We start from the raw sequence: 20,759 nt of genomic DNA on the forward strand, positions 1-20,759 counted from the left end.
CCATTTCCGTGTCAGAGGCCGAACACCCGCACGGCGTTGAGCATCAGCCAGTACAGCCCGCCCGACAGCAGCATCGCCGCGGGCAGCGTCAGCAGCCAGGCGAGCGCCAGGTTGCGCACGGTACGCGCCTGAAGCCCCGAACCGCTGGCAACCGAGGCGCCAGCCACGCCCGAGGACAGGATGTGCGTGGTCGACACCGGCAGACCGAAGCGGTCGGCAGCCAGGATCGTCGCCGCCGCCACAAGCTCGGCCGAGGCGCCCATGCCATAGGTCATGTGCTGCTTGCCGATCTTTTCGCCCACCGTCACGACGATCCGCTTCCAGCCGATCATGGTGCCGAGACCGAGTGCCAGCGCGACGACGATCTTCACCCATAGCGGGATGAAGCGTGTGCCGGCTTCCAGATTGGCCTGATAGTCCTTCAGCGCCTTCAACTCGGCTTCGTGGAAGCCTTCGGGTTTCTTGGTGGCGAGCTTGGTGGTGTCGAGCACCAGATACATGTCGTTGCGGACGTTGGAGGTCGCTTCGGCAGGCACCTTGCTGAGCGAGCCATAGCCCTCGACCCGTGCAGTGAGGTCGCGCGACAGGCTTTCCAGCGCGGCGAATACCTGCGGCCCCTCAGCCTCGCGCTGCTGAAGCGCATGGGTCAGCACGCCGCGGGCACGATCGGCAGGTATTTCAATGCCGCCGCTGCGGGCGTCGAAGCTTGCCGAGGCGATGTTGGCGGTCTGCACAAAGGCAGGCGTCGCGCTGGCCGGCAGGGTGCGGTTGAGCGCGTAGGCGGTCGGAGCGCAGCCGATCAGGATCAGCATGATCAGCCCCATGCCCTTTTGTCCATCGTTCGAGCCGTGGCTGAACGAAACGGCCGTGCAGGTGAAGATCAGCAGCGCGCGAATGCCCTTGGGCGGCGGTGCATCGCTTTCGGGCGCCTTGTAAAGCTCGGGATTGCGCAGCACCATGCGCATCACAAAGAGCAGCAGCAGCGCCGCGAAGAAGCCGATCAGCGGCGCCATCCACAGCCCGGTAAGCACCTTCTGCGCCTGGCTCCAATCAACCCCGGCAGTGCCGCCGCGCGATCCCGCCTGGATCAGCTGGTTGGCCAAGCCGACGCCCAGCACCGATCCGATCAGCGTGTGCGACGAAGAGTTGGGAAGACCGACATACCAGGTGCCGAGATTCCACAGCACCGCCGCCAGCAGCAGCGCGAAGATCATCGCAAAGCCTGCCGACGACCCGACGTTGAGCAGCAGATCGACGGGCAGCAGCGTGATGATCGAGTAGGCGACTGCGCCTGACGACACCATGACGCCCAGGAAATTGAAGAAGCCCGACCACACCACCGCGAAATGTGCCGGCATCGAATGGGTGTAGATCACGGTCGCGACGGCGTTCGCGGTGTCGTGGAAGCCGTTCACGAATTCGAAGCCGAGCGCGATCAGTAGCGCGAGCCCTAAGAACGCGAACGCCCCCAGCGCAAGCTCCTCGCCAACCCCCCGCGTATCGGTCAGCACGCTGAACAAAGCGAAAGCCAGTCCACCCACGATGATCGCGGCGAACAAAAGCTTGGCTAGAGCGTGGGTTTGATAATCGAGTCGAGGGCCCCTCGGCAGCGTAGCTGCGGGGGCCTGGTCCATTGCGAGCGTGGCCATGATGCTGAGCCACTGGCCGTAGATCGTGACAAAGTGATGACAGCAAGGTTACAGAGCGACGGACCGAGTGCCGTCGCGGCCGAGATCAGAACGTAAACTGCGCATAGATGCGCGGTCCCGATCTGGCGCCCTTCCCCTTCAGCCGCTGCTGCCAGGAAAGCCCGACCTCCAGGTCCTTTTCTCCCAGTCCCTGCTCCAGCGTCAGGCTTGGCCCGGCATAATATTGCCCGGTGCCGAACACCTCACCCGATCCGGACAGCCGCGCGAAGCGGCCCGATGTTTCGACCCCCAGCCAGGCGCCGGCCAGCTTTCGCTGAAGCGAGCCGACATAAGCGAGGCCCGTACCCCGTTCATCACCCTCGCGGCTGTTCCGCACGATACCCGTACCCTGGACCCACCACGTGTCGCTCTGCCGCTCCAGGATCAGGCGCGCTTCCAGGTTGCGCAGCGATCCGCCGCGCGCCAGCGAGCCGGTCAGCTCCACCGCGACGCCAAGCGGACCCTCATCGGGCTCGCTGAAGCGGAACATTGCCGATGCGCTCGCTTCTTCCAGCACGCCGTCCTCGAATTCGAGCGAACCGCCCAGCGCGAGCAGGTCGGACACCCCGCTCATCAGCTGGACGCTCTCACCCCCCGGCGCAGTGGTGACCTGTACCTGGCCTCTACCGGCCTCGGGAGCGATCTGATCGAGCAACTCGACTTGAGCAGCGGCTGGCACCGCTGCCAACAGCAGCGGCGCGAGGAGAATGAAGCGCATCCGCGCCCTCTAGCGCGTAGTCAGCGTGACAGGCAGTGCGTTCGCGTGATCTTCGTCACTTTGCCGCTGTCGTCCTTCTCGACGACGCGATCTTCCGTGCAGACCGGCGCCGCGCCGCGTTCGCTGGTGCGCCACGCCACCACGGCCGCCACCACGGCGATCGCCAATATGATCGCCAGCCGCGTCTTCCTGTTCACCCTGCGCATCGCTTCCTCCCGATGGGGCTCCTAACCGCGGCGGGCGTGCCAAGCAACTTGCCCCCTCGCCCGCCGTTCCCTACCTGTTCGCCATGAGTCTTCCTGCGCCTTCTCCCGCCGACGCCCCTTATATCCGGAGCCTGAACGATCCGCAGCGCGACGCGGTGTTCACCACCGAGGGTCCGGTGCTGGTGCTGGCAGGCGCCGGCACAGGCAAAACCGCAGCGCTCACCGCCCGTCTCGCCCACCTGCTCTACACGCGGAAGGCATATCCGTCCGAGATCCTGTCGGTCACCTTCACCAACAAGGCCGCGCGCGAGATGCGCGAGCGGGTCGGGCGGCTGGTTGGCGACGCAGTCGAGGGCATGCCCTGGCTTGGCACCTTTCACGCGATCGGCGCGAAGATGCTGCGCCGCCACGCCGAGCTGGTCGGCCTCCAATCCAACTTTACGATCCTCGACACCGACGACCAGTTGCGCCTGCTCAAGCAGCTCATCACAGCCGCCGACCTTGACGAGAAGCGCTGGCCAGCGCGCAGCCTCGCCGGCCTGATCGACGGCTGGAAGAACAAGGGGCTGGTCCCCGCCGATCTCGACGCCGGCGAGTCCGAACTCTACGCCAATGGCCGTGGCCAGGCGATGTACGCGGCCTATCAGGATCGGCTGAAGACGCTCAACGCCTGCGATTTCGGCGACCTGCTGCTCCACATGCTCACCATCCTGAAGACACATCGCGAGGTGCTTGCGCTCTATCAAGAGCGCTTCCGCTACATCATGGTGGACGAGTATCAGGACACCAACAGCGTCCAGTATCTCTGGCTTCGCCTCCTCGCCCAAGAGCGCAAGAACATCTGCTGCGTCGGCGACGACGACCAGTCGATCTATTCGTGGCGCGGCGCGCAGGTGGAGAACATCCTGAAGTTCGAGAAGGACTTTCCCGGCGCCAAGGTAATCCGCCTGGAACAGAATTACCGCTCCACCCCGCACATCCTCGGCGCCGCCTCCGGCGTGATCGCCAACAATAGCGGGCGCCTGGGCAAGACGCTGTGGACCGAGTTCGACGCGGGCGAAAAGGTCAAGGTACTCGGCATCTGGGACGGCCCTGAGGAGGCGCGCCGCGTCGGCGAGGAAATCGAATCCTGCCAGCGCGCCGGCAAAAGCCTTGATGAGGTGGCGATCCTCGTCCGCGCCCAGCACCAGACCCGCGAGTTTGAAGACCGCTTCATCGCAATCGGCATGCCGTACAAGATCATCGGCGGCTTCCGCTTCTACGAACGCCAAGAAATCCGCGACGCGCTCGCATATCTGCGCGTCGTCGCCCAGCCTGCCGACGACCTCGCCTTCGAACGCATCGTCAACACGCCCAAGCGCGGCCTGGGCGACAAGGCGCTGGCCAAGGTCCACCAGTTCGCCCGCTCGACCGGGCTTGCCCTCACCACCGCCTCGGCCCGCATCCTCGACACCGATGAACTGACCCCGCAGGCGCGCCGCGCGCTCGGCAATCTGGTCGGCGACATCGCCCGCTGGCGCTCCATGGGCGACCAGCTCACCCATCCCGAACTCGCCCGCATCATCCTAGACGAAAGCGGCTACACGGCGATGTGGCAGGCGGACCGCACCGCTGAAGCCGCCGGCCGGCTGGAGAATTTGAACGAACTGGTCCGCGCGATGGAGGAGTATGAGTCCCTCGGCGCGTTCCTAGAGCATGTCAGCCTGGTGATGGACAATGAGGGCAATGCCGAGGAGCCCAAGGTCACGATCATGACCATCCACGCCGCCAAGGGGCTGGAGTTCGACACCGCGTTCCTGGTCGGCTGGGAGGAGGGAATCTTCCCTTCACAGCGCGCCCTAGACGAAGGCGGGCAGTCCTCCCTCGAGGAGGAACGCCGCCTCGCTTATGTCGCGATCACCCGCGCCCGGCGAAGGGCGATCATCCTCCACGCCGCCAACCGCCGCATCTACGGCCAGTGGACCAGCAGCCTGCCCAGCCGCTTCGTCGCGGAACTGCCGCCCGAGCATGTCGAGAGCGAAACGACTATGTCCGGCGGCGAAAGCCTGTGGCGCGCCAATTGGTCCGAACGCGCCGATCCCTTTGCCGATGTCGCGCGCGGCACCGGCCGCGGCCCCGGCTGGCAGCGCGCGGCGGGCGTAGACGCCAAGAATCCCGGCGGCAGCTTCCAGAGCCGCACCTTTACCCGCGAAGCTCCACGCGTGCTGGAAAGCCGCGCGTCTGCGGTCAGCTTCGGCGCCAAGCCTCGCGCCGACCTGACGCTCGGCCAGCGCGTGTTCCACCAGAAGTTCGGCTATGGCGTGATCGCCGAGATCGAAGGCAACAAGCTGGAGATCGACTTCGAGCAGGCGGGCCGCAAGCGGGTGATGGATAGCTTCGTGAGCGCGGGATAGCCGGTACGGTCCTCCGCTCGCCGAAAGGTGAGGCGGAGTTTCCCAAATGACAACGCCAGCATGCCCCAACCGGAACATGCTGGCGCAATCCAGCGGGTAGCTACGGCGCCGAAGCGCCGGCAGCGTTCAGCGCGTCAGCTTCTTGTATGCCAACGCGGTCGGACGATCGGCGGCGTCGCCCAGGCGGCGGCGCTTGTCTTCCTCGTATGCGTCGAAATTGCCCTCAAACCATTCGACATGGCTGTTGCCTTCAAAGGCGAGGATATGCGTCGCAAGACGATCCAGGAAGAAGCGATCGTGGCTGATCACCACCGCGCAGCCCGCGAAGTTCTCGATCGCTTCCTCCAGAGCGCCCAGCGTCTCGACGTCGAGATCGTTGGTCGGTTCGTCGAGCAGCAGCACGTTGCCGCCCCGCTTTAGCATCTTGGCGATGTTGACGCGGTTGCGCTCACCGCCCGACAGCTTGCCGACATTCTTTTGCTGGTCCGCGCCCTTGAAGTTGAAGGCGCCGACATAGGCACGGGTCGACTGGTCGTGGCCGTTGATCTTCATGTAATCCAGCCCGTCGGAGATTTCCTCCCAGACGTTCTTCTTGTCGTCCAGATGGTCGCGGCTCTGGTCGACATAGCCCAGGCGCACGGTCGAACCCATGTCGATCGTGCCGGTGTCGGGGGTTTCCTGACCGGTGATCAGCTTGAACAGCGTCGACTTGCCCGCACCATTCGGACCGATCACGCCGACGATGCCGCCGGCCGGCAGCGTGAAGCTGAGATTCTCGAACAGCAGCTTGTCGCCATAGGCCTTGGAGACGTTCTCCACTTCGATCACCTTGCCGCCCAGGCGCTCTGGCACCTGAATGACGATCTGGGCCTTGCCGGGGCTGCGGTTCTTCTGCGCTTCGACCAGCTGCTCGAACTTTGCGATACGCGCCTTGGACTTGGTCTGGCGCGCCTTGGCGCCCTGCCGGATCCATTCCAGCTCGTTGCGGATCGCCGCCTTGCGGCCGGATTCCTCGCGATCCTCCTGCTCGAGGCGCTTGGACTTCTTCTCGAGATAGGTCGAGTAATTGCCCTCGTACGGGAAATACTTGCCGCGATCGATTTCCAGGATCCAGCCGACCACATTGTCGAGGAAGTAGCGGTCGTGGGTGATCATCAGCACCGCGCCAGCATATTCCTTCAGGTGGTTCTCCAGCCACTTGACGCTTTCGGCGTCCAGATGGTTGGTCGGTTCGTCGAGCAGCAGGATCGAGGGCTTCTGGATCAGCAGCCGGGTGAGCGCGACGCGGCGCTTCTCACCGCCCGACAAATTCTCGACCGCCCAGTCACTCGGCGGGCAGCGCAGTGCTTCCATTGCCACTTCGAGCTGATTGTCGAGCGTCCAGCCATCGACCGCGTCGATCTTTCCCTGAAGCTCGCCCATTTCCTCCATGAGCGCGTCGAAATCCGTGTCGTCCTTCGGATCACCCATTTCGGCGGAGATCGCGTTGAAGCGTTCCACCAGATCGGCAGTCTCCCGGGCGCCGTCCTTCACATTCTCCAGCACCGTCTTGGTCGGATCGAGCTGGGGCTCCTGCTCCAGATAGCCGACGGTGATGTTCTCGCCCGGCCATGCCTCGCCGGTGAAATCCTTGTCGACGCCCGCCATGATCTTCATCAGCGTCGACTTGCCGGCGCCGTTGGGGCCGACGATGCCGATCTTTGCGCCCTGATAGAATTGCAGGTTGATGTTGCTCAGCACCGGCTTGGGGGCGCCGGGGAAGGTCTTGGTCATGTCCTTCATGACGAAGGCGTATTGGGCGGCCACGATGCGGTCTCCGTTGGGAAGTTCTGGATGCGGGAAATTCAGATGCGATGTAGCGATCCCCCGCCGCCTTGGCAACGCGAGCGCTTGGCGGTGCGCTCCGGCCCATTGCAATTGTTCCAGAGCCGGTTAGCAATCGCGGCATGACCAAGCGCATCCTGCTTGCGGCAGCCGCCGCCCTCGCCCTTCCCTTCCCCACGCTGGCGCAAACCGCCGAGCAGGTCGCCGCGCTGCGCGACGATGCGCTCAAGAACGACACGCTGGCCTGGGACCTGACCGAAGGGCTGACTACCGAAGTGGGCCAGCGCCTGGCCGCCACCGAAGCCGAGAAACGCGCGCGAGACTGGTCGGTGGAGCGCCTGACTGCGCTTGGCTTCAAGAACGTCCATGTCGAGACCTTCCGCATGCCCGTGTGGGTGCGCGGCGATGAGACCGCCGAAGTGGTCGGCGCATCGGCCCAGAAGCTGGCGGTGACAGCATTGGGCAATTCGGGCTCGACCGGCCCGCGCGGCGTGGAAGCCGAGGTCGTCTATTTCCCGACCTTTGCCGATCTCCAGGCGGCACCGAACGGCAGCCTTAAGGGGAAGATCGCCTTTATCAGTCACGCGATGACCGCGACGCAGGACGGCTCACAATATGGATCAAGCGGCATCGTCCGCCGCCAGGGGCCATCGCTCGCCGCGAGCAAGGGCGCAGCCGCGGTGCTGATCCGCTCGATCGGCACCGACTATCACCGCAATCCGCATACCGGCGTCACCAGCTGGCCCAAGGATGTTAAGCCGGTCGCTGCGGCCGCGCTCTCCGTGCCCGATGCTGAACAGCTAGAGCGGTTGCTGAAGCGCGGCCCGGTCAAGCTGCGCCTGCTCGTGACCCCGCAGTTCAAGGGTGAGGCCGAATCGGGCAATGTCATCGCCGATGTGCCGGGCAGCGACCCGTCGGCCGGCGTGGTGCTGATCGGCGGCCATCTCGATAGCTGGGACCTGGGTACCGGCGCGATCGACGACGCGTCCGGCGTGGCGATCACCGCCGCCGCGGCCAAGCGGATCATGGACGCCGGGCAGCCGCGGCGGACGATCCGCGTCGTCTGGTTCGGAGCCGAGGAAGTGGGAGGCTTCGGCGGCGAGGCCTATGCCAAGGCGCATGCCCGTGAGCGCCATGTGCTCGCCACCGAATCCGATTTCGGCGCGGACCGGGTGTGGAAGTTCACCACCAACCTGCCGGCAGGCGCGGAGTCGATCAGCGGCCGGCTGGCGGCGGCCCTTGCTCCGCTCGGCATCTCGCAAGGCAGCGAAAAGGCGCATGGCGGCACTGATGTCGGACCCGTTCTCGCGCTCGGGGTGCCTGCCATCGATCTGGAACAATCGGGCTTGCGCTACTTCGACTACCACCACACGCCAGATGACACGCTGGACAAGATCGATCCCGCGCAACTGCGGCAGAATGTGGCAGCCTGGACCGCGATGCTGGCGGTCGTGGCGAACGCGCCCGAGGATATCGGACCGGTCGCCGCTGTAAATCACTGAACTGAGGGCCACCAAAACTCGCCGCATTCTCGCCTTAATCCAGGCGAAAATGCGGCGAGTTGAGGCTGAGTGTGTCTCATTTGCGATTGACTGAGCAGGCGCAACCGCTATTTGACGGGCTTCGCACCGACGTTTGAGCCGGGGGCGAAACGTTTTAGTCGAAGGGACGCACCCTATGAAGAAGATCCTCCTCGTCGCCGCAACCGCCGGCTTGATGTCGCTGGCAGCCTGCAGCGGCGGCACCGAGAACACCGCAACCGAAGCGGCGATCGAGAACCACGAAGCAAACGCAGCGATCTACGAAGAAGCCGCCGACAACACCGCGAACGCGACTGTCGAGAACGTTCTTGAGAACGCAGCTGACGTCGAAGAGAACTCGGCTGATGCGCTCGAGGCGAACGCTCAGTAATCGCTTCTGGCCTTTGGGCCGGAATGATGATCGTGGAAGGGCGCCCCGTACGGGGCGCCCTTTTTCGTTGTGCGCGCGGGGGATGGGGATGAGAACGCTGCGAGTGCACGTTTTTGCACGCGCATGACGGCTTGTGCCCCGGGGCAAGAGCGCCTAAGCGCACCGGGCGTCGGGGAGTGGCGCAGTCTGGTAGCGCGCCTGCTTTGGGAGCAGGATGTCGCAGGTTCGAATCCTGTCTCCCCGACCAGCTCTCGCAAGCGCTGGTCCGAAGCGACCTCAATTGCATCGGCATGGTTACGCTTCTGCGTTTGGGCGTTCTCTGAAGCTCCAATCATGCCGGGCGCTGCTGCGGGCAGGAGATGATGATGGCGTTCGGACTATCCACAGCAAGTCTTGCCAGCATCGCGCTGATCGCGACCGCCGGTAGCGACAAGAAGGCGGTTCACTCGGTCGAAGTGCGCGGCTCCGAATACCGCGTCATCGTCAATGGCGACAAGGTCGAGGTGAGAACGCCAAAGCCGCTCGTCGTTTGGAACCAGGTCGTTCGAAGCGAGCAGCTCGACGCCGTGGTGCAAGCCACCGGCTGCAAAGCTGTTGACGATAGTGGAACCGATGTGCTGCGCGCCAAGCTCGACTGCTCGGCAGCCAAGTAAGGCCAGGCCTGCCAAGACGCGCGCGTCATCAACGATAGCCCGCTTCTTCGACTGACTGCCCGACAGTCGCCAATTCTGAAGCCGCTGGTGGGCCCGGCAGGACTCGAACCCGCAACCTAGCCGTTATGAGCGGCCAGCTCTAACCGTTGAGCTACAGGCCCCCAGCGCCATGCGCGATAGCGGAGATGCCACGCGGATCGCAAGCCATGTCGAGCGCTTCGATGATTTCGCTCAGCGATGCCGGCCGCACCCCGATGCGGTCGAGCGCCGACAGCACCTCGCCCCACCAGCGGTAGAAGCGCTTCAGGTCCGCCGCGTCGCGCACATAGGGGGTGTGCCCCGGTTCGAGCGAGGGCGAGTGGAAACTGAAGTGGAGGAAGCGCAGCCCCTCCCCCGCCGCCGTGCGGATCGCCTCCAGGGCCTCGGCGACTGGCATGTCCTCCGGCGTCAACGCGACCCGCGACAGCAATCCCAGCCGCGAGGCGATGCCGCGTCCCCGGTGCAGCGTGCCGAGGCGCTGGTACAGCCTTGCCCCGCCCCGGCGTAGCCGCCCTGTATAGACGGTGGTGAGCGGCAGCTCGGTCAGCCCGGGAGCAAGCCGGAAGGGCTGATTGCCCACCTGCGTAAAATCGGCGCCGCCTTCCCCACTGTAATCGTAACCGGAGCGCATCGAGCTATCGATGCGGTACCCCAGCCCCGACAAGATCCCCGCGCAGTTCGGGCCGAAGCCGTAGCGGCCGGCGCGATAGATGCGCGGCCGCACCCCAAAGGCGTGCGTGATCGTGTCGGTCAGCGTGCGCAACTTGGCTGCTTCGAGTTCGACGGCGAGGTTGCCGGCAAAGCTGTTATAGCCGTTCACCGTCTCTTTGAAGGGCGGGTTGACCCAGGGGTGAAGCTGCGTGCCGATCGCCGAGCGCCCGTCTTGCAACAGGGCAAGCAGTGTCTCCACCGCCCGGGGGCACGTCGCGACGGGATGATCGGCCAAATAGGTTAACGGCACGCCACGCCCCGCGAACCAGGCATGCGCCTCGGGAAGCGCGCGAACATGGGTGGTCGCCCTCGCCTCGCGGCTGAACGGCCTGCCCCAGTCGAACTCTTCCTCGGTATCCACGAACACTGCGAATCGGCTGCCGAACGCATCGGGCCACCGCAGCAAGGCGTCGGCTGCGGGCGCGGGCACGCGGTAGCGTGGGAGCTCCCGCCCCTCCACGGTCAGTTCAGATGCGCTTGGCTAACGGGACTATTCACGGAAAGCGGGAGCCGCAGTGTCAAGCGGTCGCTGCCGATCGCCAGCGATCCACCAAGTTCGCGCGCCAGATTGCGGGCGAGCCGAAGCGCAAAGCCCGTGCCCAGCAGCGTGGCGTCGTCGCGTTCGTCGTCGATGCCGAGCACCGAGTCGCCCGGGTAATCGGCCAGCGCGCGGGGACGATCCATGGAGATCGCCACGCGATCCTCATGCTCGCGCGTCACATACACGCCGATGCGCTCGCCTTTGGCGCTGGCGGAGACCAAGGTGGCCAGCAGCCGCGACAACAAACGCTCAACGGCACGGCGGTCGCCCACTACCGATGCATCGTCAATCGGTAGCGCGATCATCGCGCCGCGCAGCTCGGCCAGTGGCGCAAGATCGTCGGCGATCGACTCTAGCATCGGCCGCAACCCGACCCGCCCGGGAACAAGCGCGAGGGCCGCACTGTCGATGCGCGCCGCCAGGTCGAGATCGTCGATCGCGCCGAGCAGTTCGCGTGCCTGGGTGCGGATCGTATGCGCACGCTCGCGATACACGCTGGAAACGGGCCCCAACATCTGCGTCTCGATCATTTCGGCAAAGCCGGCAATAGCGTTGGTCGGTGTCCGCAGCTCATGCACGAGCTGGCGCAGCGAGTCCGCCGATGCGTTCGCGGCGACCGGCTGCGGCTGTTCCGCGCGCTCGTCCATGCGAGGCCGCCGCGCGGTGCCGCGATAGCCATTGAAGCGCCCACTGCTCTGGTCGAACACCGGCACGCCCGAGATCAGCCAGTCACCCGCGGCGTCGGATTCACCTTCGATCTTGAGCCGCGCATGCGAAAATGCCGTGCGGTGCCGAAAGGCGCCGCTCGCCACGCCATCAACGCGCAGCCCGCCCGTCGCCGCGCCGGGATCCAGGCTGATGCCGATCACCGCGCCGCGATTTACGCCATCAACCCAGCGGATGATGCCCTTCGCATCGGTTTCGAAGCGGAACGCCTCCACGCGCTGCGCCGGTATCGGCGCTGCGGGCTCGGCTTCGCGATGCCGCCAAAAGGCATCGATACGCGCGACGACTTCGGCGATCTCAAAAGTGCCAGGCTCCAGGTCCGATGCCCCCGCCACCCCCTCGCGCGCAGGTTGGTCCAGCGCCGATACGGTTGCCGCCTCCATGGGCAGGCTGTTGTCGGGCAGCACAAAGTCGACCGAGCCGAAGCTTTCCAGCGCGCGGACTACTGCGGCGCTCAGATCGCGGCGATTGCGTAGAATGGCGCGCCCGGCGGGAGTGAGTTCGGGCAGTAGCTGAATCCAAGCATCGGCTTCCAGTCGGGCCGAACGCAGCATGGGCGCGGCCGCTTGCCCGCCGTCCAGCGCGAACAGGCGCACGAGCGGCGCGGGAGGATCGGCGAATTCGAGTGCGCGGGCGCTCGCGGCACGGACCGACGCGGGAACACGGCTCTGAAGCTCGCGAAGCGCGGACATCACTCGCGGCGCGGGCGCCACCCTGCGGCGACCCACCAGATCGACGAGTTGCCGCCACGCCGACTGCACACCCACTGAGGACTGCAAGTCAGAGGCAAGCACTGTTTCAAGAGTGTCGTCGAAACGCACGCTTCGCTTCTACCTTCGCTGGCGCCAGGAACAACGCACTAACGACTTGTTAACCGGCATAGCTCCGGCATCAAACAGATCAAATCGGGACGTCGCATTGTGGGACAATTGCGTTGATTTGTAATATTCTTATAGCTAAGTGGCGGCGAAAGCAAATATTTGATCCGGAGTTGCACTACAATGCGATTTGACGACATCGACGTTCGAATTTTGGCCCTTCTACAGGAGAATGGCCGGATGACGAACGTCGAATTGGCCGAGCGCGTGGGCCTCACGGCGCCGCCCTGCCTGCGCCGAGTGCGGGCATTGGAACAGCAAGGTGCGATCAGCGGATACCACGCCGCCTTAGACCCAGCGGCCCTGGGATACAACCTGACGGTGTTCGCGATGGTCAGCCTCAAGAGCCAGGCCGACACCGATCTGCGCGCCTTTGAGCAACGCGTTGCTGAAATTCCCGAAGTACGCGAATGCCATATGCTGAATGGCGAGATCGATTTCATCCTGAAGATCGTCGCGCCCGACCTTCAAAGCTTTCAGCAGATCCTGACGACGCAGCTGACCACGGCCCCCAATGTCGAGCATGTGAAGACGTCGCTGACGATCCGCACCGCCAAGTCGCTACCCGGCGTTCCCGTCCCCGAAATGTAAACGAAAAAGGCGGCGTCTTTCGACGCCGCCCCTTCCTGTTGTTCGCCGCTACCGCTTACGCACCAAGCGGCGGGAAATCGACCGAGGTCGCCCAGAGCAGCGCCAGATTGCCATAGGATCCGGTTGCCGGGACAGCCTGGAAGGCCGTACGCGCCTCGTCCTTACGGCCCAGCCGCTGCAGCGCGATACCGCGATGCAGGTTCACTTCGTCGGCCTTGGCGCCGCCGCGCTGCAGCGCTTGGTCATACAGCTCCAGCGCCTTGGCATTGTTGCCCGAAGCCAGGAATGCGTCGGCCAGATTGGCCGTCTGCGTGCCGGTCTTGGCAGTCGCGATCTGGCGGTCGAGCGAACCTTCCGCCTTCGCGGCAGCTTGAGACGCGGTGTAGATCCGGCCCGTGTCGGAATCGCCCGCCGGAATCTTCCCGTTCTTACGGCCCTCATCGATCACCGCCACGGCTTCCCAGGGCAGGCCGCTGGTCTGTGCCTGATAGGCGTAATCGGCATAGTCACCGCGATCAGCCAGCGCATTGGTGGAGCGCATCAGGCGATACAGGTCGAGCTTCTCGACCTTGTCGTTGGCGGCGGGCGTGCCCTGGCGAGTCACCTGGACTACCCAACGCCAGTTCTGCACCGTGGGATATTCCTGGATGTAGCGCGTCATCCACTGCGCGGTCTGTGCGCGGTCACCCAGCGCGTTCACCTTGGGGATCGCGAAGCGGTACCACTCCACCGGCGGCTTGCGTCCGGCTGCCTTGCTCGCGGCCATCGCCTTTTCAACTTCGGCAACCGCTTCGGCATTCTTGCCGGTGGCGCCATAGGCATTGGCGAGCAGGATGGAGATATCCTCCGCCTTCGATCCGGCCTCACGCGCCTTGGTAAGATACTGGATCGCTTCGGCGTTCTTCTTGCTGTTCGCAGCCGCTGCGCCCTGAAGGTAATAGAAGCGCTGCTGATAAAGCTTGGCATTCTCCGCCGGCGTGGTTGGGTTGCTCGACAGCACCTGAAGCGCCGCGATCTGGCCGTTCACGTTGTTGCGCGAGGTCTCCAGCTGAAGCCGCAGCACGGCGGCGAAATACTTTTCGGTATCGCTCTTGGCCGCGGCTTCGGCGGCCACGATGCTCGGCTCGGCGGCGGCGAAATTCTTGGCGTCCACGGCGGCCTGTGCGGCAGCGGCGGGGGTGCGGAATTCGTCGCTGACCTTGATCGCGGGCTGCTTGTCGTTCTTCTTCTGCGCAAGAGCGGGCGACACGCCCAGTGCGGAAGTGCCCAGCGTCAGCGCGGCGGCCATCGCGAGCTTCGAAACGAACGTCATGTAATACTCTCCTCGTGGGGGAACGCGGACGGGTTCGACATGGTCTCTAGTTAACCGTTCGACCCCGTTCAAGCGACGCACATGCATCGCGAGATGACAATCGCAGCATGAACAGCCTTTGAACGCGTTGGTTCAATCGGCCCGCATCCTTGCTCCACTCTTCCGCGCGCGCACGCGCGGGCGCGCAGGGTTGGCAGGAGGTATCGGGGCGGCTAGAGCAACTCAGACGTAACAAAAACCCGAAAGCACCATCCTTTGACCGACGCGACTGTGCTCGCCGACCCTTCCGACATCACGCCCATTTCGATCGTCGACGAGATGAAGACCTCGTACCTCGATTACGCGATGAGCGTCATCGTGGCGCGTGCGCTTCCCGACGTCCGCGACGGCCTGAAGCCGGTGCACCGCCGCATCCTCTACGCCGCGCAGGAAGGCGGCTATGTAGCCGGCCGCGCCTATCGCAAGTCGGCCCGCCTGGTCGGCGACGTGATGGGTAAGTATCACCCGCACGGCGACAGCTCGATCTACGACGCGATGGCGCGCATGGCTCAGGATTGGGCGATGCGGGTGCCGCTGATCGATGGTCAGGGCAACTTCGGATCCATGGATCCCGATCCGCCCGCGGCGATGCGCTACACTGAGGCGCGGCTCGCCCGGGTCGCATCCGCGCTGCTCGACGATATCGACAAGGATACGGTCGACTTCCAGGACAATTATGACGGCTCCGAAAGCGAGCCGACGGTCCTCCCCGCACGCTATCCCAATCTGCTGGTCAATGGCGCCGGCGGCATCGCGGTCGGCATGGCGACGAACATCCCGCCGCACAATTTGGGCGAAGTGATCGACGCATGCCTGGCGTACATCGCCAATGGCGCGATCACGACCGAGGAACTGATCGAGATCGTTCCCGGCCCCGATTTCCCCACTGGCGCGATCATCCTGGGCCGCGCGGGCTGCCGCTCGGCCTATCAGACCGGCCGCGGCTCCATCATTGTGCGCAGCCGCCACACGACCGAGCAGCGGGGCGAACGTCGCTCGATCGTGCTGACCGAGATCCCGTACCAGCAGGGCAAGAACGCCCTGGTCGAGAAGATCGCCGAGGCCGCCAAGGAGAAGCGGATCGAGGGGGTCAGCGACATCCGCGACGAATCCTCGCGCGAGGGCGTGCGCATCGTCATCGACCTGAAGCGCGACGCCACGCCCGAAGTTGTGCTCAACCAGCTGTGGCGCAACACGCCAGCGCAATCCAGCTTCCCCGCCAACATGCTCGCAATCCGCGGCGGCCGACCCGAACTGCTCAATCTGCGCGAGATCATCGAGGCCTTCGTCAAGTTCCGCGAGGAGGTCATCACCCGCCGCTCGAAGTTCGAGCTGGCCAAGGCCCGCGACCGCGCGCACATCTTGCTGGGCTTGGTGATCGCCGTCACCAACCTCGACGAAGTGGTGAAAATCATCCGCTCGTCACCGAGCCCAGCCGTCGCCCGCGACCGGCTGCTCACCCGCGATTGGCCGATCGCAGAGATCGCCCCTTATATCCGCCTGGTCGAAGCGATCGACACGGAGGTTACCGGTGACAGCTATCGCCTGTCCGACGTGCAGGTCCGCGCGATCCTGGACCTCCGCCTCCACCGCCTCACCGCGCTGGGCCGCGACGAGATCGGCGAAGAGCTCGCCAAGCTGGCCGAGACGATTGCCGAACTGCTCGAGATTCTGGCCAATCGCGCCAAGCTTTACGAAGTCATCGTCGAGGAACTCACCGCCGTTCGAGATGCCTATGCGACGCCGCGGCGAACCGAGATCGCGGGCGCCGCCGACGGGATCGAGGACGAGGACCTGATCGAGCGCGAGGACATGGTCGTCACGGTGACCATGGAGGGCTATATCAAGCGTACCCCGCTCGATACCTTCCGCGCGCAGGCCAAGGGCGGCAAGGGCCGTGCCGGCATGGCGACCAAGGACGCCGACGCGGTCACGAACCTGTTCGTCACCTCCACCCATACGCCGGTGCTGTTCTTCTCGAACCACGGCAAAGTCTATCGCATGAAGGTCTGGCGCCTGCCGGAAGGCGGGCCCGCCACCCGCGGCCGGCCGATGGTCAACCTGCTGCCGCTCGCCAATGGCGAAGTGATCTCGACCGTGCTGCCGCTGCCGGAGGATGAAGCGACCTGGGGGGATCTCCACGTCATGTTCGCCACCGCGAAAGGCAATGTCCGCCGCAACTCAATGGATTCGTTCGCGAACATCCGCAGCTCGGGCAAGATCGCGATGAAGTTCGAAGAAGGATCGGACGACCGCCTGATCGGCGTATCGCTGCTGACCGAGGACAATGACGTGCTGCTCGCGACCAAGCAGGGCAAGGCGATTCGCTTCGCCGCGACTGACGTGCGTGAGTTCCAGAGCCGCGATTCGACCGGTGTGCGCGGCGCGCGCCTTGCTGAGGGCGACGAGGTGATTTCGCTGTCGGTGCTGCGCGGCTTCGCTGCCACCCCGCAGGAGCGTGAGGATTACTTAAAGGCCGCGCCCTGGAAGGAAGGCGAGCGCGAGATGACGCTCAGCCCAGAGCGCATGGCCGAATTCGAAGCGGCGGAGGAATTCGTCCTCACCGTCACTGCGAACGGCTATGGCAAGCGCACCTCGGCCTACGAATATCGCCGCACCAATCGGGGTGGCCAGGGTATCACCAACATCGTCAGCTCCGACCGTAACGGTCCGGTGGTGGCGAGCTTCCCGGCGCATAATGGTGAGCAGCTGATGCTGGTCACCGACCAAGCAAAGCTGATCCGTACCACCGTGGGATCGGTGCGCGTCACCGGGCGCAACACCCAGGGCGTGATCCTCTTCCGCGTCGCCAAGGACGAACATGTCGTCTCGGCCGCCCGGATTGAGGAGAGCGAGGAGGAGGCCGAAGTTAACCTGGCCGATGGCGCTGTCGCCGCCGAGCCCACGCCCGACGCCAACACCGCGGACGACGTGGCTGAAGGCCCGGCGGACGGCCAGTAAGCACATAACGCTGCCATCCCCGCGAAAGCGGGGGTGGCGGACACGATGGGAATGCCGATGCCCGACAAGATCGCCTACAAGGTGCTCACCGCCGATCAGATGATCACGCTTGAACACGAACGCGTCTTCCAGGGCGCGCCGGTCGATCTCCAGGATGGCTATATTCACCTCTCCACTGCCGAGCAGCTGGATGAGACGATCACCAAGCACTTCGCCGGCCAGTCCGACCTGTGGCTGGTCGCCGTGGATCTCGACGCGCAAGTCGAAGCAGTCAGGTGGGAGCCCTCGCGCGGTGGTGCTTTATTCCCCCACCTCTATGGCGCGCTCTCACTCGACACCGTGCTCGCCTATAGCGAACTCAACTACGAACCCGACGGCAGTCTACGCCTCCCCGTCACCGGCTGACGCAACTTCAAAAGCCGAACTGAGGCTTGCGTCTAAATTACTGATTTTTAGCGTAGACTTGCAGCAACTCGGCGGCGCATCCCGAGGATCGACCAAGCGTTTCCGCGTATACAAGAACGTCGCCATCTCCGACTCCAGCAGAAGGCGCCGCAGAGGTCGTACCCGCATTGAAACTGCTCGCGCCGGAAAGGTTGGTGCTGCAGAAGCGGACCGCCACGCGAGATTGGCTGTGCTTGCGGCGAAACGCCGCAACGGGTTGACGCCAGCGCCGCAGCCGCTTAATGGCCCGCTTCCGCCATGCAACATGGCCCCTTCGTCTAGCGGTTAGGACGTCGCCCTCTCACGGCGAAAACACGAGTTCGATTCTCGTAGGGGTCACCAGCGGCAGAAATCCGCCATTTCTTATACTACGCCCGCACCGGTTTTCCCACCGGCATCGGCATGATTTTCCCACCTGTCACGCGTTCGGCTGCACCGCGCGCGACCATCAGCGCCCGAGTCCGCTTGCCATAGTGGCGGACCATTTCCGTGCTCATGCCCAGGATCGAACCGACTTCGGTGTCGGAAAGCCCGAGCTCCAAAAGGTAGCAGCATGCGTTCTTGCGCAACCCGTGGAAACTAAACCGCTGGTCCTCTTCGATCAGCTCGCGAGCCACTAGGTCGGCATGTATCTCGCGAACCGCTGGTAGCTTCATCAGCGCACGGAGGCGGGACTGTATGGCCCCAGTCGTTTTGAACGGAGCTCCTGTGCGCTCATAGAGCAGCGTCACCGATCGCCGCGGCAGCCGCGCGAGCTCGTCCAGCCAGAACGAGTGCATCGGGATTGCCACATCCGCCTTCATCTTCTTGTTGCGGAGCTGCATGATCCCGTCGTTGATCCAGCCATATTGCATGCGGATGCAGTCGGAGACGCGCTGGCCCGAGCATAGCCCGGTAGCGATCGCCAAGCGGGTCATCGGCGTTGCCTGCTCCATGCAGACGCGAAGCAGATCAGCCGGCCATGGCTCATATTCTCCCAGGTCGAGCCGCTTCACGCCGGCCGCGGGGTTGGTCTCGCGCATATCCCGGCGGATGGCGAAGTCCATGAGGATCTTCAGTGTCGACACCGTCGCATTCGCAGTGCCGGGGGTTTCGGAGAGAATGTCACGGATGCGGTAGACGTGCGAGGTCTTGAGCCCGGAAACCGTCTTGTCGCCGTAGTGCTCTACCAGATAGTCGAGGTACCGCACTCGGTTGCCGCGCGTGTTGTCACCAATCTCGGTCAGGAAATCGGGGCTCTTGCGATACGCCAGCACCAGAGCGGCAATCGACCCAGGCTTTGGTGCCGACTTCGGTTCGCTCTCGCTGCACAGCCGCTCGTAAACGGCATCGAACTCAGGCTCCCAAGGCGCGGGGATGCGGATGTACTGGTCCTTCCCGCCCAGCTTGCGGCGGAAATAGAAGTACGCCCCCTTCTGCTGGACGTGCTTCTTGTTCACCGTACATCGTCCCACGAATCATCCCTCTCGGCAGCCGCGCCGCGAGCCTGCGGAAGTGCAAACTGCTTGGCAATCAACCGGTCCAGCTGCGCCTTCGCCCAAAGCTTGTTCGAGCCCTCTTTGACGCCGAACGCGCCAAACCGGGCCAGGAACGTACCTTCCGATACCCCCATGTAAGCCGCGGCGATCGGCGCCGTCATGCGCGCCGGCCAATCGGGAAGCACGCTGATCCTCTCAAGCGCTCCCATCCTACCCCTCCTTCCCCGGCGCTGCGGCGGAGAGAGCGGCAAGCAGGTGCGAACGGACTGCGAGACCGAGCTTTGTTAGGCAGTTGAACTGCACCAGTTTCCGACGCTCAAGCGCGCTGATGGTGGCGGGATAGAGAGTTCGGCACTGGATGCGCACACCTCCGTCGTCACCCGGTTTGGGCCATGTCAGCGCGGCCTTGCATTGCGAGGTGAGCCCCTTTGCCACCTCCCGCGCCTCAGCCTCCAGCGCGTCTCGCGGTTCAGTGGCCATTACTCCCCTCCCTCAGCAGGAACGGGCTTGGCGGCGAGCATGGCCCACAGCACCTTGCATGCCGTGTGGATCGCCTGATCCTGATTGTAGGTTAGCTTCCCCCGGCACTTCAGATCATCCGTGACCGCGTGCACGACCGTTTCAGCGACGCCGAGCAACGGACGCTTGGTCACATAGCCAACGATGCCGCCATGAATGATCGCATGAGCCCCAAGAGCCTGCCACCATGGCACACCGGGAATAGGCGTGGTGCGGTTCTTCGCCTTGGCGAGGAAATCACCTTGGAGCGGGTAGTCTGCAAGCGCATGGCCGACGATCAGCGCGCCTAGTTTAACTAGCATCAGGCGAACTCCTCCAGAAAGGCGACGGTATCCATCCACCGCCGCACGTCATCGGCGTTGCAGTCGAGGCATGCTCGTGTCGTCGCTAGGCGCTTGCGGGCTTCTGCCAGCGCTTTGCTGTCCCCACCCCTCTGCTCCGGCTCGGACAGCGCGGGGGTTGTGGCGAAATCGAGCATGGCACGGATGGCCTGCCAAGCCGTGACGCTCGTCCCTTGGCCGTCCCGGATGTAATAGGCCGTGGTCTTGCCGAGCGGACTAGTCGGTCGCGCACCGCTGACGGCGTCGTCGGCCTCTACGATCTTCGCCAGTACCTCCCGCGCAATACGCTCCCGCGCCTCGCTGATACCCGCGCCGGGGGTGGAGCGGGCAGCAGCGTTCTCGGTCATGATCCGACTGAACTCGGACGGTAGAAGCGTTACGGTTGGTTCTTCCCCCTCCGCTGGCGTCGTGGCGGGGGTGAGGTCTTTGGTCAGGTGCAGGATCACCTTGCGCTGCCGATCCGCTGGAATGCGGGCGTCGTGCATCGAAACAGCGTGAATGTGATACGCGATGTTGTCGGGAAACTCAGCCCGGCAATAGCCGCAGACTATCGCCGCCTCCCGCAGCCCCTTCGGATCACCCGACATTGCGGGTTTGGTAAAGCGTTCGACAAGACGCGGCGGCTCCCACGAAACCGGGCCAACTTCCTTGTGCTTCTCGTCAATCGGAGTGCCGCACCGCTGGCAAGTCGGCATAAGACGGCCATTCTCAAACCAGTGCCGATGCGACCGCTTGTCCGGTGAGGTAGAAAATATCCCATAGCAGGGATGCTCGTTCATAGGGCGT

The 20,759-nt window shown here is 64.4% G+C and carries 19 protein-coding genes and 3 tRNA genes; 10 read left to right on the forward strand and 12 right to left on the reverse strand.

The window, feature by feature from the left end; all coding sequences use genetic code 11:
• Positions 1–11: 11 nt before the first annotated feature.
• A complete protein-coding gene (locus tag FHT02_RS02405; protein ID WP_184083827.1) occupies positions 12–1,649 on the reverse strand; it encodes an inorganic phosphate transporter in 1,638 nt (545 codons plus the stop codon).
• An 85-nt stretch (positions 1,650–1,734) separates the two neighbouring features.
• Positions 1,735–2,406, reverse strand: a complete 672-nt coding sequence (locus FHT02_RS02410; protein WP_184083829.1) for a hypothetical protein — start codon at positions 2,404–2,406, stop codon at positions 1,735–1,737.
• Between the two features lie 45 nt (positions 2,407–2,451).
• Between FHT02_RS02410 and FHT02_RS02415 the strand changes: the two genes are divergently transcribed.
• Both FHT02_RS02415 and FHT02_RS02420 read left to right on the forward strand, forming a co-directional pair.
• Complete coding sequence (locus FHT02_RS02415) at positions 2,452–2,637, forward strand: hypothetical protein (protein WP_184083831.1); 186 nt, start codon at positions 2,452–2,454, stop codon at positions 2,635–2,637.
• A 58-nt stretch (positions 2,638–2,695) separates the two neighbouring features.
• Positions 2,696–5,005: an ATP-dependent helicase gene (locus tag FHT02_RS02420; protein ID WP_184083833.1), complete on the forward strand. Its 2,310-nt coding sequence runs from the start codon at positions 2,696–2,698 to the stop codon at positions 5,003–5,005.
• A 126-nt stretch (positions 5,006–5,131) separates the two neighbouring features.
• On the opposite strand, the gene ettA is transcribed toward FHT02_RS02420, so the two are convergent.
• Positions 5,132–6,811: an energy-dependent translational throttle protein EttA gene (ettA, locus tag FHT02_RS02425; protein WP_184083835.1), complete on the reverse strand. Its 1,680-nt coding sequence runs from the start codon at positions 6,809–6,811 to the stop codon at positions 5,132–5,134.
• A 140-nt stretch (positions 6,812–6,951) separates the two neighbouring features.
• On the opposite strand from ettA, the gene FHT02_RS02430 reads away from it, so the two are divergent.
• The 4 genes from FHT02_RS02430 (at position 6,952) to FHT02_RS02445 (ending at position 9,393) form a co-directional block, all read left to right on the forward strand.
• The gene (locus FHT02_RS02430; protein ID WP_184083837.1) at positions 6,952–8,331 is read left to right on the forward strand and encodes a M20/M25/M40 family metallo-hydrolase; all 1,380 of its coding nucleotides are present in this window, start codon (positions 6,952–6,954) and stop codon (positions 8,329–8,331) included.
• Between the two features lie 175 nt (positions 8,332–8,506).
• Complete coding sequence (locus tag FHT02_RS02435; RefSeq protein WP_184083839.1) at positions 8,507–8,740, forward strand: hypothetical protein; 234 nt, start codon at positions 8,507–8,509, stop codon at positions 8,738–8,740.
• A 170-nt stretch (positions 8,741–8,910) separates the two neighbouring features.
• A tRNA-Pro gene (locus FHT02_RS02440) sits at positions 8,911–8,987 on the forward strand.
• 118 nt (positions 8,988–9,105) lie between these two features.
• Complete coding sequence (locus FHT02_RS02445) at positions 9,106–9,393, forward strand: hypothetical protein (RefSeq protein WP_184083841.1); 288 nt, start codon at positions 9,106–9,108, stop codon at positions 9,391–9,393.
• An 85-nt stretch (positions 9,394–9,478) separates the two neighbouring features.
• On the opposite strand, the gene FHT02_RS02450 is transcribed toward FHT02_RS02445, so the two are convergent.
• The 3 genes from FHT02_RS02450 to FHT02_RS02460 form a co-directional block, all read right to left on the reverse strand.
• A tRNA-Ile gene (locus FHT02_RS02450) sits at positions 9,479–9,554 on the reverse strand.
• On the reverse strand, positions 9,545–10,573 hold the full coding sequence (locus tag FHT02_RS02455) for a polysaccharide deacetylase family protein (protein WP_343056802.1): 1,029 nt from the start codon (positions 10,571–10,573) through the stop codon (positions 9,545–9,547). Before FHT02_RS02455 ends, FHT02_RS02450 begins: the two co-directional genes overlap by 10 nt.
• A 32-nt stretch (positions 10,574–10,605) precedes the next feature.
• Entirely contained in the window at positions 10,606–12,177 is a 1,572-nt protein-coding gene (locus FHT02_RS02460; protein ID WP_184083844.1) for a histidine kinase dimerization/phospho-acceptor domain-containing protein, read from the reverse strand.
• A 234-nt stretch (positions 12,178–12,411) separates the two neighbouring features.
• On the opposite strand from FHT02_RS02460, the gene FHT02_RS02465 reads away from it, so the two are divergent.
• Positions 12,412–12,879, forward strand: a complete 468-nt coding sequence (locus tag FHT02_RS02465) for an Lrp/AsnC family transcriptional regulator (protein WP_184083846.1) — start codon at positions 12,412–12,414, stop codon at positions 12,877–12,879.
• A gap of 55 nt (positions 12,880–12,934) precedes the next feature.
• Here the strand turns inward: FHT02_RS02465 and FHT02_RS02470 are convergent, their stop codons facing one another.
• Positions 12,935–14,191 carry a tetratricopeptide repeat protein gene (locus FHT02_RS02470; RefSeq protein ID WP_184083848.1) on the reverse strand — a complete coding sequence of 419 codons (1,257 nt, stop codon included), beginning with the start codon at positions 14,189–14,191 and terminating at the stop codon, positions 12,935–12,937.
• Positions 14,192–14,446: 255 nt separating this feature from the next.
• On the opposite strand from FHT02_RS02470, the gene gyrA reads away from it, so the two are divergent.
• From gyrA to FHT02_RS02485, 3 genes are all read left to right on the forward strand, one after another.
• On the forward strand, positions 14,447–17,191 hold the full coding sequence (gyrA, locus tag FHT02_RS02475; RefSeq protein ID WP_184083850.1) for a DNA gyrase subunit A: 2,745 nt from the start codon (positions 14,447–14,449) through the stop codon (positions 17,189–17,191).
• A gap of 57 nt (positions 17,192–17,248) precedes the next feature.
• The gene (locus FHT02_RS02480) at positions 17,249–17,596 is read left to right on the forward strand and encodes a DUF952 domain-containing protein (protein WP_184083852.1); all 348 of its coding nucleotides are present in this window, start codon (positions 17,249–17,251) and stop codon (positions 17,594–17,596) included.
• Between the two features lie 306 nt (positions 17,597–17,902).
• Positions 17,903–17,977 (forward strand) — tRNA-Glu (locus FHT02_RS02485).
• A 26-nt stretch (positions 17,978–18,003) separates the two neighbouring features.
• On the opposite strand, the gene FHT02_RS02490 is transcribed toward FHT02_RS02485, so the two are convergent.
• The 5 genes from FHT02_RS02490 to FHT02_RS02510 are packed head-to-tail and all read right to left on the reverse strand — an operon-like array spanning position 18,004 to position 20,752.
• Positions 18,004–19,074: a tyrosine-type recombinase/integrase gene (locus FHT02_RS02490; RefSeq protein ID WP_184083854.1), complete on the reverse strand. Its 1,071-nt coding sequence runs from the start codon at positions 19,072–19,074 to the stop codon at positions 18,004–18,006.
• A complete protein-coding gene (locus tag FHT02_RS02495; protein ID WP_184083856.1) occupies positions 19,071–19,274 on the reverse strand; it encodes a hypothetical protein in 204 nt (67 codons plus the stop codon). Before FHT02_RS02495 ends, FHT02_RS02490 begins: the two co-directional genes overlap by 4 nt.
• 49 nt (positions 19,275–19,323) lie before the next feature.
• Complete coding sequence (locus FHT02_RS02500; protein WP_184083858.1) at positions 19,324–19,593, reverse strand: hypothetical protein; 270 nt, start codon at positions 19,591–19,593, stop codon at positions 19,324–19,326.
• Positions 19,593–19,934, reverse strand: coding sequence for a DUF3307 domain-containing protein (locus FHT02_RS02505; RefSeq protein ID WP_184083860.1), 342 nt, complete (start codon positions 19,932–19,934; stop codon positions 19,593–19,595). The genes FHT02_RS02500 and FHT02_RS02505 overlap by 1 nt, the downstream gene beginning before the upstream one ends.
• Positions 19,934–20,752, reverse strand: a complete 819-nt coding sequence (locus FHT02_RS02510) for a hypothetical protein (protein ID WP_184083862.1) — start codon at positions 20,750–20,752, stop codon at positions 19,934–19,936. Before FHT02_RS02510 ends, FHT02_RS02505 begins: the two co-directional genes overlap by 1 nt.
• Positions 20,753–20,759 lie beyond the last annotated feature (7 nt).

Source organism: Sphingomonas xinjiangensis (assembly GCF_014199255.1).
In the GTDB taxonomy this organism is placed as follows: domain Bacteria; phylum Pseudomonadota; class Alphaproteobacteria; order Sphingomonadales; family Sphingomonadaceae; genus Sphingomonas; species Sphingomonas xinjiangensis.